This is a genomic window from Paenibacillus woosongensis (genome assembly GCF_030122845.1).
GTDB lineage: Bacteria > Bacillota > Bacilli > Paenibacillales > Paenibacillaceae > Fontibacillus > Fontibacillus woosongensis_A.
In genome coordinates, this window is record NZ_CP126084.1 from 1,046,151 (window position 1) to 1,060,709 (window position 14,559).

13 protein-coding genes are annotated in these 14,559 nt (G+C 52.0%); all 13 read left to right on the forward strand.

Annotated features, from left to right (window positions below):
• The first annotated feature begins 23 nt into the window (after positions 1 to 23).
• The 13 genes from QNH46_RS04590 (at position 24) to QNH46_RS04650 (ending at position 14,511) form a co-directional block, all read left to right on the forward strand.
• Complete coding sequence (locus QNH46_RS04590; RefSeq protein ID WP_283927114.1) at positions 24 to 455, forward strand: DUF4064 domain-containing protein; 432 nt, start codon at positions 24 to 26, stop codon at positions 453 to 455.
• Between the two features lie 50 nt (positions 456 to 505).
• Positions 506 to 778: a hypothetical protein gene (locus QNH46_RS04595; RefSeq protein WP_283927115.1), complete on the forward strand. Its 273-nt coding sequence runs from the start codon at positions 506 to 508 to the stop codon at positions 776 to 778.
• 177 nt (positions 779 to 955) lie between these two features.
• On the forward strand, positions 956 to 1,912 hold the full coding sequence (locus QNH46_RS04600; protein WP_283927116.1) for a ring-cleaving dioxygenase: 957 nt from the start codon (positions 956 to 958) through the stop codon (positions 1,910 to 1,912).
• A complete protein-coding gene (locus QNH46_RS04605) occupies positions 1,909 to 2,526 on the forward strand; it encodes an alpha/beta hydrolase (protein WP_283927117.1) in 618 nt (205 codons plus the stop codon). Before QNH46_RS04600 ends, QNH46_RS04605 begins: the two co-directional genes overlap by 4 nt.
• 78 nt (positions 2,527 to 2,604) lie before the next feature.
• Complete coding sequence (gene ilvA / locus QNH46_RS04610; RefSeq protein WP_283927118.1) at positions 2,605 to 3,879, forward strand: threonine ammonia-lyase IlvA; 1,275 nt, start codon at positions 2,605 to 2,607, stop codon at positions 3,877 to 3,879.
• 125 nt (positions 3,880 to 4,004) lie between these two features.
• Positions 4,005 to 4,622: an NUDIX hydrolase gene (locus QNH46_RS04615; RefSeq protein WP_283928352.1), complete on the forward strand. Its 618-nt coding sequence runs from the start codon at positions 4,005 to 4,007 to the stop codon at positions 4,620 to 4,622.
• Between the two features lie 924 nt (positions 4,623 to 5,546).
• Positions 5,547 to 6,455 carry a carbohydrate ABC transporter permease gene (locus QNH46_RS04620; protein WP_283927119.1) on the forward strand — a complete coding sequence of 303 codons (909 nt, stop codon included), beginning with the start codon at positions 5,547 to 5,549 and terminating at the stop codon, positions 6,453 to 6,455.
• An 84-nt stretch (positions 6,456 to 6,539) separates the two neighbouring features.
• Positions 6,540 to 7,436 carry a carbohydrate ABC transporter permease gene (locus QNH46_RS04625; RefSeq protein WP_283927120.1) on the forward strand — a complete coding sequence of 299 codons (897 nt, stop codon included), beginning with the start codon at positions 6,540 to 6,542 and terminating at the stop codon, positions 7,434 to 7,436.
• Positions 7,437 to 7,491: 55 nt separating this feature from the next.
• Entirely contained in the window at positions 7,492 to 8,745 is a 1,254-nt protein-coding gene (locus QNH46_RS04630; protein ID WP_283927121.1) for an ABC transporter substrate-binding protein, read from the forward strand.
• Positions 8,746 to 9,094: 349 nt separating this feature from the next.
• Entirely contained in the window at positions 9,095 to 10,702 is a 1,608-nt protein-coding gene (locus QNH46_RS04635; RefSeq protein ID WP_283927122.1) for a glycoside hydrolase family 43 protein, read from the forward strand.
• 107 nt (positions 10,703 to 10,809) lie between these two features.
• Complete coding sequence (locus QNH46_RS04640) at positions 10,810 to 11,871, forward strand: NAD(P)-dependent alcohol dehydrogenase (protein WP_213594209.1); 1,062 nt, start codon at positions 10,810 to 10,812, stop codon at positions 11,869 to 11,871.
• Between the two features lie 56 nt (positions 11,872 to 11,927).
• Positions 11,928 to 13,679 carry a cache domain-containing sensor histidine kinase gene (locus tag QNH46_RS04645; protein WP_283927123.1) on the forward strand — a complete coding sequence of 584 codons (1,752 nt, stop codon included), beginning with the start codon at positions 11,928 to 11,930 and terminating at the stop codon, positions 13,677 to 13,679.
• A gap of 1 nt (position 13,680) precedes the next feature.
• A complete protein-coding gene (locus tag QNH46_RS04650) occupies positions 13,681 to 14,511 on the forward strand; it encodes a response regulator transcription factor (RefSeq protein ID WP_283927124.1) in 831 nt (276 codons plus the stop codon).
• Positions 14,512 to 14,559: the final 48 nt, after the last annotated feature.

Consider the following 14,559-nt stretch of genomic DNA (forward strand, 5'->3'; position numbering starts at 1 on the left):
GTATTATGGGATGGTGAAGTTGTATGATTAAAAGAACTGCGGAGAAAACATTGGGTATCATCGGTAGTATCATTGTTGTCTTTATTGGTTTTTTTGGTGGTGTTTCATTGGTTTTAACAAAGAACGATGAATTTAAAACCAGGCTTAATGATAATTTGAACACTATTCAAAGTGACACAAATGCGGCTTCTATCATAGATTCATTGCAGAATGCTGCGGGAATGTTATTATGGAGTTCAATTATTTCATTTATCTTAGTGCTGATAGCATTATTTAATTTAAAGAAAAATGCTAAATCCACATTAGCAGGCATATTATTTATTTTGTCCGCAATTGTTATTTTTATTTCATCTTTTTTCGTCGGATTTGTTCCAGGGGTTCTTTTTATTATCGCTGGCATTCTGGCCTTGACTAAAAAACCATCGACTTATGCTGATCAAAATATCCCCGGATAAGCAGCCCGATTCTGACGCATCTTAACGATAAGAGCAATTGCGATTTATTGTTGAATGGAGGCGTCGAATCGATTATGGGCAAGGAAAAGAAGGATATGCTCCCCATCTCGCGTGAGAGGGTGGAAGTGGAAGGGCTTTATACGGATGAGTGGGGACGTTCGGAATATTTGTACCGTGGGCAGGAGTTCCCAGCGGATCTGATTATGGGTTCGACGGAATGGAAGCTTACAGAGCTAGCCGACCATCCTGCCGAACACGATATTGCGGATGACTTCGAGAACACAGGGCATTCGGGAAAACGCCGCAGTGGTCAAGTTGAGTGATCATACAGTAAGAACGGTATTTTAGAGCTAACAATGTCCGCCACAACGTCAGCTACAGCGTCAGATAAAATCTGGCGCTGTTTGTATTTTTTTCGGCCTATATTTTGCGATAGCAGATGAATTGTTGACTCAGGTTACGTATAATAACGAGAAGAAGTTTTTTCGGGAGGACGAGCCATGCCAACCACGGCAGGAATACATCATATTACGGCGTTTGTGGGAGATGTTCAGGGGAACGTGGATTTCTACGCAGGCGTCCTCGGTTTGAGATTGGTCAAGAAGACGGTTAATTACGATGCACCAGAGGTCTATCATTTATATTTCGGGAATGAGACGGGCGATCCAGGAACGATCATGACCTTTTTTCCGCAAGAAGGCGCGGAGAACGGGATGATCGGGGGGGGACAGGTTGGGGTAACGGTATATGCCGTCCCGCCCGGGAGTCTGCTGTTCTGGCGCAAACGTCTGAAAAAGTTCGGAATTCCCTTCATGGACATTTCGCGCTTCGGCGAGGATTATGTGCGTTTCACCGATAATTCCGGTTTGCTAATCGACCTGGTGGAGCGCGCGGAAGGACCAGCGAGTACATGGTCTTTCAGCGGAGTGCCGCTGCAATATGCGATTAAGGGATTCGGCGGCGCATTGCTGTTCAGCAGCGATAGCGAGAGCACCGCAAAGGTGCTGGAACTGATTCTCGATATGCAGCGAATCGGCGAGGAAGAAGGGCTGATTCGGTATCAGGCGACGGGCGAGCTGGGCAATTGGATCGACTTGAATGTGGAAGACATTCCGAGATGCGGCGGTGGTGCCGGAACCGTTCACCATATCGCCTGGCGGGCGAAGGATGACGAGGAGCAGGAAGAGTGGCGGCGGATGATCGAGCAGTGCGGTCTCCGACCAACGCCGATCGTGAACCGCGAGTACTTCAAAGCGCTGTATTTCCGCGAACCGGGCGGCATTCTGTTCGAGATCGCTACCGATCCTCCAGGGTTTACGATTGACGAGCCGCTGGTGCGGCTTGGTGAGAACCTGATGCTGCCGGATCGTTATGAGCCGCATCGCAGCGCGATTCTTTCTCATTTGGTCAGCTTTCAGGTACGCTCTTTAGAATATGAAGAGGAGGCAGAAGAATGAAGCATTTATTTCACGAAGGCAAGAATAGGTCGGCGCCGGTGCTGGTGCTCCTGCATGGCACGGGAGGAACGGAGAGCGATTTGCTGCCGCTTGCCGCGGCTCTGTCGCCGGATTCTTCGGTTCTCGGCATTCGCGGGAATGTGCTTGAAAACGGGATGCCCCGTTTTTTCCGCCGGTTGGCCGAAGGCGTGTTTGATGTGGAGGATTTGGCGCTGCGGACTCGCGAGCTGTATGATTTTCTCGATGAATCGGCCGTAAAGTATGGGCTTGATCGGCGCAATTATGTTGCTGTAGGATATTCGAATGGGGCTAATATCGCGGCGAGCCTGTTGTTTCATTATAATGATGCCCTTAGCGGGGCTGTGCTGCATCACCCGATGGTTCCGCTGCGCAGCGTAGTGCTGCCGGATTTGAAGAATGTTCCAGTCTTCATTGGAGCGGGGCGAAATGACCGGATGTGTTCCCCGGCCGAGACGGAGGAGCTGAGCAGCCTGCTGGAAGGAGCGGGCGCCAAGCTGACGGTGCACTGGGAAAATGCGGGACACAGCTTGACCGGAACGGAAATTGACGCTGCGGCTGCCTGGTTCAGACAGACATTTGCATCTATAGAATGATAAGAGAGCAATCAGGACTATATTATATTTTCATATAGAGAATTATTAATTTTGTTTATAAGAAGCGGGGAGAAAAGAATGAATCAAACGGAGCAAGAAACTGAACAACGTACGGTAGGCATGGAAGAGATCGTTCGGGCCCATCATGTGCTTAAGGAAGTCGTCGTGCGCACGCCGCTGCAGCTGGATGCGACATTGTCGGCGAAATACGGCTGCCGGGTGTTTTTGAAGCGGGAGGATCTTCAGGTCGTCCGTTCTTTCAAAATTCGCGGAGCCTACAATAAAATTCGCAGCCTAAGTCCAGAGGAGCTGGAGAAGGGCATCGTCTGTTCAAGCGCAGGCAACCATGCGCAAGGCGTAGCCTTCTCCTGTAATGCGCTGGGAATTCCAGGCGCCATCTATATGCCGAGCACGACGCCAAATCAGAAGGTGAAGCAGGTTAAACGGTTTGGCGGCTCGCATGTGGAAGTTATTTTAACTGGAGATACGTATGACGACGCTTATGAGGAAGCGATGAAGGCGTGCCAGGACCGCGGCATGACGTTCATTCATCCGTTCGACGATGCGAAGATTGTGGCGGGTAACGGAACGATCGGCATGGAGATTCTGGAGAACCTGGATACGCCCGCGGACTATGTGTTCGTAACGATTGGCGGCGGCGGATTGGCTTCGGGGGTCGGCTCGTATATCAAGGCGATGAGCCCGGAGACGAAATTAATCGGGGTTGAGCCGCTGGGGGCTGCCTCCATGAGCGAATCGTTCAAGCAGGAGCAGGTGGTAACGCTAGAGACGATTGATAAGTTCGTAGACGGTGCAGCCGTGAAGCGGGTCGGTGATTTGAACTATCACATTTGCGCCGAGCTGCTGGACGATATCGTTAAGGTGCCGGAAGGCAAAGCCTGCACAACGATTCTCGATTTATACAATGATAGTGCGATCGTAGTGGAGCCTGCCGGAGCGCTGTCGGTGTCCGCGCTGGATATGTATAAGGACGAAATCCGCGGCAAAACGGTCGTCTGCGTCATCAGCGGCGGCAATAATGATATCGACCGCATGCAGGAAATGAAGGAGCGCTCGCTTATTTATGAAGGATTGAAGCATTATTTCATGGTGAACTTCCCTCAGCGTGCCGGAGCGCTGCGTGAATTTCTGCAGGACGTGCTGGGGCCAAACGATGACATTACCCGGTTCGAGTATACGAAGAAGCATAATAAGGAGAACGGGCCGGCATTAGTGGGCATCGAGCTGAGCGACCCGGCGGATTATGAAGCCTTGATCGGCCGCATGAAAGCAAAGGGGATTACCTATACGGAGCTGAACCGGGATTTGAATTTGTTTAATTTGTTGATTTGAGCTTGAATTTGAGCTTGAATTTGAGCTTGAATTTGAGCTTGAGTTTGATTTCGAGTTTATTTTGAGATATGAATTTGAATTGGCGGAATAATCTGGTTGTAGAACGGAGGTCGGTGCAGATGGGCATGGATCCAAAATGGCTGGAATGGGCGAAGCAAATTCAGGCGCTTGCTCAGACCGGGCTTGCCTATACGAAGGATGTCTACGATGTGGAACGTTATGAGGCTCTTCGGGAAATCAGCATAGACATTATGAACAGCTATACCAAGGTGGACCGGGAGATTATTGAGCTGTCATTCGCCAATGAGCGCGGATATGCAACGCCCAAGGTGGATATTCGCGGCGTTGTGTTCAAGGATAACCAAATATTGCTCGTACAGGAGAAGCATGACGGCGACTGGGCATTGCCTGGAGGCTGGGGGGATATCGGGCTGTCTCCTACTGAAGTGGCGGTGAAGGAAATCAAGGAAGAGTCCGGCTACGAAGCGGTACCGGTTCGTTTGCTCGCTGTTCTGGATAAAAAATTCCATGGTCACCCGCCAGAGCCGTATCACGTCTATAAATTTTTCATTCAATGCGAAATTGTCGGCGGTGAAGCCGCAGAGGGGCTTGAGACGAGCGGCGTAGCCTTTTTTGAGGAAACTCAGCTTCCGAAGCTATCCCTCCAAAGAAACACAGAGGAGCAGATCAAGATGATGTTCCAATTTCTGAGAAACCCGGATAAACCGGCAATTGTCGATTAGACTACGGCACTCAGCAGCCTGTTTGAGTTTAAAAAGTTGTTGCAAATTAAAGGCAGCCTACAGCGGCCAAAGTGAATTGTGACCGGATTTATGAAATAGGTTACAGTTCATTGAGCTGGATGGGCTGCTTTTTTGGGTTGTCAGCAAGTTGCTAACGGACCGAGGAGCCGCTATTGTCGCAAAATCGAGTACAAACACAGGCTAACGGACCTGAGAGACCTTATACAGCCAGAAAGGTTGCTTTGGCCGGTGATTTTTAGCGAATAGGGTCTTCTGTGTCCGTTAGGTACGGTTATGAGCAGTTTTGTCACAGATAGCGTCTATGGTGTCCATAAGGTCTCGCCCCTATATTTGCACTATACTTACTTACCCCTGTACTTGTTCCTATCCATGCGGCCTTACCCCTGTACTTGTTCCTATCCATGCGGCTGCACTCAACGGAACGCTCAATGACAGCGCAGCAATCTACAAGCTGAGCGAGAGAAGAACCCAATCGATGTCCTATTTTAACTAATCGTCGTGCCATAACAAGCGATGGAACAATTGCTACAATTGTTCCTGTAAGCGTATACAGATTGCGTGTGTGTGGGTGGCTTAGCGCTGTTATGAGATGTCAAGCACCGTGCTCCGGAGGTTCCCGGGGTTCGAAAGGCTATATAGCTCAACGCCGCGCTGAAAGTTCCCCAGGTTTGGCAGGCATGCAGCGCAACCCCACCGCTGGGCGGAGGGCTTTAAGGCAATGCGGCGCAACACCACCAGTTGGAGGGTCGTAGCGCGCGAAAGCTGTGCAGCCAACACCCTCATGGTGGGAGCGTCGCGCGATGCGGTTCACGAGAGGAGCCGGGCAGCTGTACACGACAGATGCGATGAACTCTTCGCCAGTGATCTAGGGAACGGTTCTTGAACGAAAGCAGGACAATTGCGATGAGAAAGGGGAGAGCTGCAATGAGAGAGACGGGCTTGAAGCGGCTGACGAGCGGAGCCTTTTTTATGGGGCCTGCGCTGTTGATTTTTGCTGCGATTATCATTGTTCCTATCGGGATGAGCATGTATTACAGCTTGTTTCAATGGGATGCGATATCGGCCATGATTTTTACCGGAATGGACAATTATACGCGGTTGTTTCAGGATCCAGTGTTATGGATTTCGTTAAAAAATTCGCTGTACCTCACGTTGGGGGCATTGCTGATCCAACTGCCGGTCGGGCTGTTTCTGGCGATTCTGCTCGGCTACAAACTCAGAGGCTCCAATTTTATGAAAACGATCTATTTTACGCCCGTGATGCTGTCGACCGCGGTGCTGGGCATCCTGTGGGCGCAAATTTATGATCCAAACTTCGGCCTGCTGAACAACCTGCTGATCAAGCTTGGCCTGCAGAGCTGGACACATGCCTGGCTTGGAGAGACGGGGACGGCGCTGGCTTCGGTTATTGCGGTCGTTGCCTGGCAGTTTATCGGCTTCTATGTTGTCGTATATTTCGCGGCGCTGCAGAACATATCCGACGAAGTGCTTGAGGCCGCGCGGGTTGAAGGGGCCAGTGAATGGAGAATCGTATTCAACATTCAGATTCCGCTCATTTGGGGAACGATTACGTTCACGGTGCTGAACTGTGTCATCAACTCGCTGAAGTATTTTGACCTCATCTATATTATGACGGGCGGCGGACCTAACAACTCCAGCGAGGTCATTGCCAGCTACATGATGAAGAACGCCTTCAAGCTGATGGATTATGGGTATGGAAGCGCCATATCGACCTTCCTGCTGCTGTTCGGGCTGTTCCTGGCGTTGATCATTTTCAAATTGCTAAACAAGGGCAGCGCTAAATTCCAATAAAAAACATAGGCGGAGGAAGCTGAAACGTTGGCTGAAGATGCTTATGAATGAATTTCATCATCCTAAAGAAAGGAGAGGGTCATCTTGCTTAGAGCACATGCGGCAGCACATCGTCAACAGCCGAAAACTACGGGAGTGAGCAGCGAACGACGCTTTTTTGGCCGGAAAATCGCTGTGAAATCCCTGTTGTACGCTATCCTGCTGACTCACCTGGTGTTTACGGGATATCCGTTTGTTTGGATGGTCATCTCATCCTTTAAGAGCAACAAGGAGTATTTCGCGAATCCGTGGGGATTGCCGTCGGAATGGCGGTTCGACAATTTCGCCAAAGCCTGGAGCGAAGGAATCGGCGGCTATTTGTTCAACAGCTTGTACATTACGCTGTTCTCTGTGATCGGTCTGCTGATCGTGGCGACCTTGATCGGATTTTATTTTGCGGCCCGTCCTTTCAAAGGCTCCGGCCTGCTGCTGGGAATGTTCTTTCTAGGCATGCTCATTCCTGTGCACAGCACGCTGATTCCGCTGTTCATGATCTCGAACCGGATCGGCACTTACGATACGTTTTGGGCGCTATTTTTTCCATACATTGCATTTAACCTGCCGGTGGCGGTATTTCTGTCCTATGGATTTTTCCGGGAGGTGCCAAGGGAGATCGAGGAGGCGGCAACCGTGGACGGCTGCGGCATTTACCAGAGCTTCTTCCGCGTATACTTTCCTTTAGCCAAGCCAGTGCTGGCTACGGTGACGATCGTTTCTTTTTTCAACATTATGAATGATTTCGTCTTTCCGTTAGTAATGATTTCCAAGGAATCTTTGAAAACGCTGCCGATCGGACTGATGATGTTCAAAGGCAACTTTAGCGCAGACTATTCACTGATCAGCGCGGCATTAGTTATAACTACAGCCCCGATCCTTATGCTGTACATGTTCCTGCAAAAGTACGTTCACAAAGGGGTTGTGGCTGGCTCCGTCAAGGGCTAGGTGCAGGGACAGGCTGGGGTTTATAATAAACATGACAAATCGAGGGGGAACACCAATGAAGAAGGCATTCGCAGTAGTGATGCTTGCCGTGTTGCTTACCGTTACGGCATGCTCCAACCAAGGGGAGAGCAAGAAACAGGCAGGCGTTAAGGAATTGACAATGTGGAGCATGGAGACGCGCAGCCGGGACACGATCGAGAAGTCGATCAAGGAATTCAATGATACGCATCCGGATATTCATTTGACGGCGGAATTTTTTGAGGACGAGGCGTTGAAAACGAAAATGAAGGTGGCGATTGCGGGCAATCAGCTGCCGGACATCATTACGTACTGGAGCGGGGAAACGTTCGATACGCTGGTGTCCACCAATATGCTGGGCGATATTACGGACAAGCTGGCCCAGGACGCGGAGTTTAAAGATAACGTGCTGCCGGGCGGACTTGATACGTTCACCTATGAAGATAAGACCTATGCCATTCCTGTCTTATTCAGCGGCGTATCGCTCTGGTATAATAAAGAGATATTCGCTGAGAATGGCTTGACTCCGCCTGCGACGTATGATGAACTTTTAAGTGTGGTAGATCAGTTGAACGCGAAGGATATTACGCCGATTACGATCGCCGGCAAGGAACGCTGGCCGATGCTGCACTGGTTCTCTTATCTGGCTCAGCGGGTCGGTGGAACGGAGCCGTTCGAGAAGGCCAAAAACGGGGAAGCCGATTTCACGCAGGACAGCTTCGTACAAGCCGGGGAGATGCTAAGAGAGCTGGCCATTGACAGAAAGGGATTTGTAAACGGATTCCTGGGACTTGATTATGCCGCTGCGGAATCGCTGTTCGTTAACGAACGTGCGGCGATGTATTTGCAGGGAGAATGGGCGATGGAAGCGTTTTTGAACGATGAGTTTGCGGAGAAGGTAGGTTTCGTGCCGTTCCCTGCGGTCGATGGCGGCCAAGGCAGCATCAACGTGTATCAAGGCGGCTTCGGCGTAGGCATGGCGATCTCGTCCAAGGCGGATCAGGACGCGGCTTATACCGCGATTCGTTTCCTGTCCAGCCCGGAGCAGAGAAAGGAAATTTACGAAGGCGCTAACATCAGCCCGATGAAAAATCCTGGCCTCGACGATTCCAAGATGCATCCGCTCGCTTATGAATACGATAAGTCGATCAGTGACAATCTGGAAGGCTTCTTCGGCTACTACGACCAGACGCTTGATGCGAGACGGGCTGATCAATTCCTGGATCTGATGGGCGCCATCGTCGGCCAGAGCAGCAATGATGTGAAGGAAGAATTGGCGAAGATTAAGTAAGGGCGGCGAAACTATAAGTTGAACTAAAGAATGGATGCAGGCAGGGGAGAAAAATGGTTCCGAAGAGTGAAAGCTTCCTGAAAGAAAGCTGCTCTGGGCGCATAAGCTTGTGACCGCTTTGAGGCTGCCTCGGGAGCATCCGCTCGGGGTCGCCTTTGAGCCCCTGTTTTCTCCCTCTTATGAATCCATATCATTCAAGAAATCTGGGAGAAACAGCGATCGTAGGCACAACATTTTTCGTACTTGCCCACATCCATCTCAAACGTTCAACTTATAGATTTCCAAGAAGAAGTTGTACCGTGAAAGCTGCAGGGATGCAGACAACTAGAACGAAGTGGAGGAAAATGTGGTGTCTGAAATTATCAATCCGATTTTGAGAGGATTTAACCCGGATCCATCGATCATTCGGGTCGGCGATGATTACTATATCGCGACTTCAACGTTTGAATGGTTCCCGGGGGTCCAGATCCATCATTCCCGGGATTTAAAAAATTGGCAGCTCATCGGTCATCCGCTGAGCCGGACGAGCCAGCTTGATATGATGGGGAATCCCGACTCCGGCGGAGTATGGGCGCCTTGCCTAAGCTATCATGATGGAACATATTATTTAATATATACCGATGTCAAAAGCCATATGGGGCCGTTCAAGGATACGCATAACTACCTGGTTACAGCGAAGGATATCCGCGGCCCATGGTCGGAGCCGGTCTACCTGAACAGCAGCGGCTTCGATCCATCGATGTACCATGAAGAGGACGGCACAAAATGGGTGCTTAACATGGTCTGGGATCACCGCAAAGGGAAAAACCACTTCGGCGGCATCGTCATTCAGCAATATTCGGAAGAGGAGCAGCGGCTGGTTGGGCCGATCCACAATATTTTCCGGGGAACACCGCTGGGTTTGACGGAAGGTCCGCATATTTATAAGGCCAACGGCTATTATCATCTGATGACAGCGGAAGGCGGAACCCGGTACGGCCATGCCATCACGATGGCGCGTTCGGCTACGCTGCTCGGCACTTACGAGGCCGACCCGAACGGTCCGCTGCTGACCTCGGCGGATCGCCCGGAAGCGGCGCTGCAGCGGGCAGGCCATGGCAGCCTGGTGGAGACGCAGCATGGCGAGCTGTATGTCGTGCATCTGTGCGGACGGCCGCTGCGGCCATCGATGTGCTGCACGCTCGGCCGCGAGACGGCCATTCAGAAGGTGGAATGGTCGGAGGACGGCTGGCTGCGCCTGACGACGGGCGATCATGAGCCGCAGGTTCAGGTGGCGGGGCCGAGCCTGCCGGAGCATCCTTTTGCGCCAGAGCCGGAGACCGAGCATTTCGACGATGGGGGGATCAGCCGCCATTTCAGCACACTGCGCGAGCCGCTTGCTGAAGCATGGGCGTCGCTGAAGGAGCGCCCGGGTTATTTGCGGCTGAGAGGCCGGGAGTCGCTGTATTCGCATCACCGCCAAAGTCTGGTGGCGCGCCGGCAGCAGTCTTTTCTCGTGGAAGCGGAGACCGTCGTTGAATTTGCACCTGACACCTACCAGCAGATGGCCGGTCTGATCTATTACTACAATACGAAAAATTATTATTACTTACAGATCAGCCATGATGAACAATTGGGCAAATGCCTAGGCATTATGTTGAGCGACCGCGGCGTCTACGACGAACCTCTGGAGGCGCCGGTCTCCATCGAAGGCTGGGAGCGCTGCTATATGAAAGCAGTCATTCGCTACGAGTCGCTGCGCTTCTATTATTCCCGCGACGGGGAAGAGTGGCTCGCAATTGGCGGAGAAATGGACGCGACCAAGCTCTCGGACGAGAACGCGGAGCTGGTCAAGGACGGCATTGCCCTCGATCAGGGCTTTACCGGAGCTTTTATCGGCATATGCGCTCAGGATTTGAGCGGCCGCCAGCTCCATGCCGATTTCGATTATTTCACATACCGTGAGCTGGACGAGTAGATATCAAGCTGTGGCCGGTTAGCTAAGGTAGACGAGAAATAGATCCGAACAGGATTTGCTATTGGAGAGCCGGATAGGCAGAATTTTAGGCTAAGGGAGAGCTGACTATGTCGAACAATATACCGAATGTAATGGATGCAGCTGTACTGAACAAACCGATGGATATCGAAATCAAACAGGTGCCGGTTCCAAGTATTAAAGAGGATGAGGCATTGGTGAAAGTGTACTGTATCGGGGTATGCGGCTCCGATGTCCATTATTACGAGCATGGGCGGATCGGCCGTTATGTCGTAGAAAAGCCGATCATTCTTGGCCATGAGCTGGCCGGGGAAGTGGTGCAGATCGGAGCGAAGGTAGCGAACGTCTCCGTCGGCGACCGGGTCGCCGTAGAGCCGGGAGTGGCTTGCGGGCGCTGCGAATACTGCAAATCGGGGCGCTATAATTTATGCCCGGACGTCGTCTTCATGGCCACTCCTCCGGTGGATGGAGCCTGGGCGGAATACGTTGCCGTGCGCAGCGACTTTCTGTTCCGGCTGCCGGATGAGATGAGCTTTGAGCAGGGGGCTTTGCTGGAGCCGCTGTCGGTGGGCATGCACGCGATGATTCGCGGCAAGGTCAGTCCGGCGGATCGGATGCTTGTGACAGGACTCGGCCCGATCGGACTCCTGGCGATTCAGGCTGCGAAAATTTACGGCGTCACGGAAATTTATGCGACGGACGTCGTTCCGTTCCGGCAGGAGCTCGCGCTCAAAATGGGCGTTACCGCGGTCATCGATCCTTCGAAGGAAAATTTGAAGGAGCGGCTCGCAGAGCTGACCGGCGGACAAGGTGTGACGGTCGTCGTGGAATCGTCCGGTAACGGGCGGGCCATCGCGGATGCCTTCGGTGCCGTCAACCGCGGCGGGCGGGTTGTGCTGGTCGGCATGCCGGCAGCGTCGGAAATCCCGGTCGATATCAACACGATCATCGACGGGGAGATCGATGTATACGGATTGTTCCGTTACGCCAACACGTATCCGTCGGCTATTCAGGCTCTAAGCAAATCCGATATTGATATCGAACAGGTCATTACGCATAAATATGAGCTTAAGGATATTAAAGAAGCGGTCGAAGTCGCGCGCACCGAGAAGGAAACGAGCATCAAGGTAATGATTTATCCGAAGTTGTAAGCGGGCAGGCTGCCCGCTTCAGCTATACCCCTTAGACCAGTCAGGAGGCAATAAAAATGAGGCTGCTGAGCAAGATGGGTTTGGACAAGACGCGAGGCCAGATTTTCGTCGGGTTCATCGTCATGATGATTATCGTGTTGTCATTAACGGTCAGCAGCCTCTATTATTTGCTGTCAAAGGTGCAGAAGGAGAACGCCTCCCGCTATATCGATGAAATTGCGGAGCAGGCCAGCGGACGGCTGGAATCGCTGCTGAGCGAAATCAATGTTCTGACTTTGCAGCTTGCAATGGATGAGCGGGTCCAGGATCAGCTTGCCGATGAACTGCGGGGCGAAACTACAACCTATGACGAGAAAATGCAGCTGCGAAAAATTCTGATCGATAAAACAGCATATTCGGAGACGATCCGGGAAATCGAGCTGTTCTCTGAGGAGAACAGCCTTTACCCGATTGTCGAGCAGAATATTGCTGCCCGGGTCGGTGAACGATACGTACGGGAGGCGAATGAAGCTCACCAGGTTGGCGCGATGATCTGGATAGGCCGCGACCCCCAGAATCCGGCGGATTTGCTGGCGGTCCGGCGGGTCAAGGTGGAGAAGCTGGACTACCAGAACGGGGGATATTTGGTCATTCGCATCAAGCCCTCCCTTGTTGACTTCATCAGCAGGGATGTCGCAAAAGCGAGGGGAAGCATCATGCGGCTGATCGATGCCGATGGCAACGAGATATCGCTGGCGGGAACTGAAGGCGCTGCGGCTTCATCTGATTCCCCGGAGGGGGATGCTATCAACAAGGCGGAGTATGTCACTGTGCAGCGGAAGATCAAAACGACCGATTGGCAGCTGGAGATTATGGTTCTGAAGACGGCTCTGACGGAGGAAATCCATTTTCTGCAGGATGTGCTCATCTGGGCCAGCGTTCTCAGCATCGTCGTATTCGCGGTCCTCTCCTATTACCTGTCTTTGTTGATTACGTCGCCAATCAAAAGGCTGACGAGGGTGATGCAAAAGGGCAAAGGCGGGAACCCGCAGGAGAATCCGGAGACGTACTTCAATCGTGAGGTTAATCTGCTCAACGTGAAATATAATCAAATGGTCCGGGAGATCAACCATTTGATCAAGTCGGTTTATGAGAAAGAGCTGATCAAAAGCAAAAGCGAAATCAAAGCGCTGCATTCGCAAATTCACCCGCATTTCCTGTTCAATACGCTGGATTCGCTATACTGGGCCCATATCCGCAAAGGGGATGACGAGTTGGCCCAGATGGTCATCCGGCTTGCCGATATGTTCCGCTACAGTATTCAATCGAGCGGGGAGGACGGCTTCGTTACTGTGGCCGAGGAGCTGGAGCAGATCAAGCGCTACGTCTATATTATGAAGATGCGCTGGCATGAACGGCTGCAGGTCCACATTCATGACGACCCGGCCGTGCATGGGCTGAAAATTCCGAAGCTGACGATTCAGCCGCTGATTGAGAATGCGATTGTTCATGGCATTGAACCGCTAGAAAGCGGAGGAATCATTGAGCTCACGATTCGCGAGCGTGACGGGATTGTCTCGTTCCTCATCGCCGATAATGGTGTCGGCATGAGTGAAGCCGAGCTGGCGGACGTTCGGGAAAGGCTGCAGAATGATATGAATGTGGCGTTTATGTCCAGCGGCAAAGGCATTGGCATGTTCAATGTCAGCAAGCTGATTCAGTTCCATTACGGCCCCGATTACGGCATTCGCATCGAAAGCCGGCAAAATGGAGGCACCGTTGTTGAGGTGAGGATTCCTGCCGAGCAGGTTCAGGAGGAGGTGGATTGAGATGAGCATACCGGCGATCCTAGTCGTTGATGACGAATACAACACGAGAATGGGCGTGTCCTACACGCTGCAGCAATGGGGAGACGGCAAGATCGACATCGCCGCCGCGGAGAACGGGCAGCAGGCGCTGAACATGCTGCGGGAGCGGGAATATGATCTGCTCATCACCGATATCCGCATGCCCCTTATGACGGGTATTGAACTGCTGGAGGCGCTGCGAAGGGAGAAAAACGAGATCGCAGCCGTCCTGCTTACCGGGTTCGCGGAATTCGAATACGCCCAGCAGGGCCTGCGGCTGGGAGCGATCGATTACCTGCTGAAGCCGGTGCAGCAATCCGAGCTCATCAAGATGGCCGAGAAGGCGCTAAACAAGGCCCGTCTGGCGAAAGAGCGAAGGAAGCGCCTGCAGCAGCATTTCGGTCAGCTTGAGCTAAGCGAAGCGGTTGCGGCAAATGGATGGCAAGGCCAGACGAGCCAGAATCAAGACCCGCTTAGCCTGCATACGAGCAACGAGTATGTGATCAAAGCGGTTCAATACATCGACGAGCATATTTCCGATGTGCTGACGATCAAGGATGTGGCCCAGCAGGTTCATCTCAATCCAAGCTATTTCAGCGTGCTATTCAAGGAGGAAGCCGGTGTCACCTTCATCGATTATGTCACCCGACTTCGCATGAAAAAGGCCAAGGAGCTGCTGGAAGGCTCCAGTCTGAGCCTGGACGCCATTTCGGAGCAAATTGGATTGCAGACGACGAGCTATTTTATCCGCATGTTCAAAAGGTTCGAAAACATGACCCCGAAGCAGTACCGCGATCAAATGAAGGTGAAATAATCGATTTATGCGCTGGAGAGGTACAACTCTCCGGCGTATTTTTTTGTT

Bases quoted from the DNA above. Each gene is read 5' to 3' on its own strand.
- QNH46_RS04590 (WP_283927114.1), top strand. From the start codon at position 24: ATGATTAAAAGAACTGCGGAGAAAACATTGGGTATCATCGGTAGTATC.
- QNH46_RS04600 (WP_283927116.1), top strand. From the start codon at position 956: ATGCCAACCACGGCAGGAATACATCATATTACGGCGTTTGTGGGAGAT.
- QNH46_RS04605 (WP_283927117.1), top strand. From the start codon at position 1,909: ATGAAGCATTTATTTCACGAAGGCAAGAATAGGTCGGCGCCGGTGCTG.
- ilvA (WP_283927118.1), top strand. From the start codon at position 2,605: ATGAATCAAACGGAGCAAGAAACTGAACAACGTACGGTAGGCATGGAA.
- QNH46_RS04615 (WP_283928352.1), top strand. From the start codon at position 4,005: ATGGATCCAAAATGGCTGGAATGGGCGAAGCAAATTCAGGCGCTTGCT.
- QNH46_RS04620 (WP_283927119.1), top strand. From the start codon at position 5,547: ATGAGAAAGGGGAGAGCTGCAATGAGAGAGACGGGCTTGAAGCGGCTG.
- QNH46_RS04630 (WP_283927121.1), top strand. From the start codon at position 7,492: ATGAAGAAGGCATTCGCAGTAGTGATGCTTGCCGTGTTGCTTACCGTT.
- QNH46_RS04640 (WP_213594209.1), top strand. From the start codon at position 10,810: ATGTCGAACAATATACCGAATGTAATGGATGCAGCTGTACTGAACAAA.
- QNH46_RS04645 (WP_283927123.1), top strand. From the start codon at position 11,928: ATGAGGCTGCTGAGCAAGATGGGTTTGGACAAGACGCGAGGCCAGATT.
- QNH46_RS04650 (WP_283927124.1), top strand. From the start codon at position 13,681: ATGAGCATACCGGCGATCCTAGTCGTTGATGACGAATACAACACGAGA.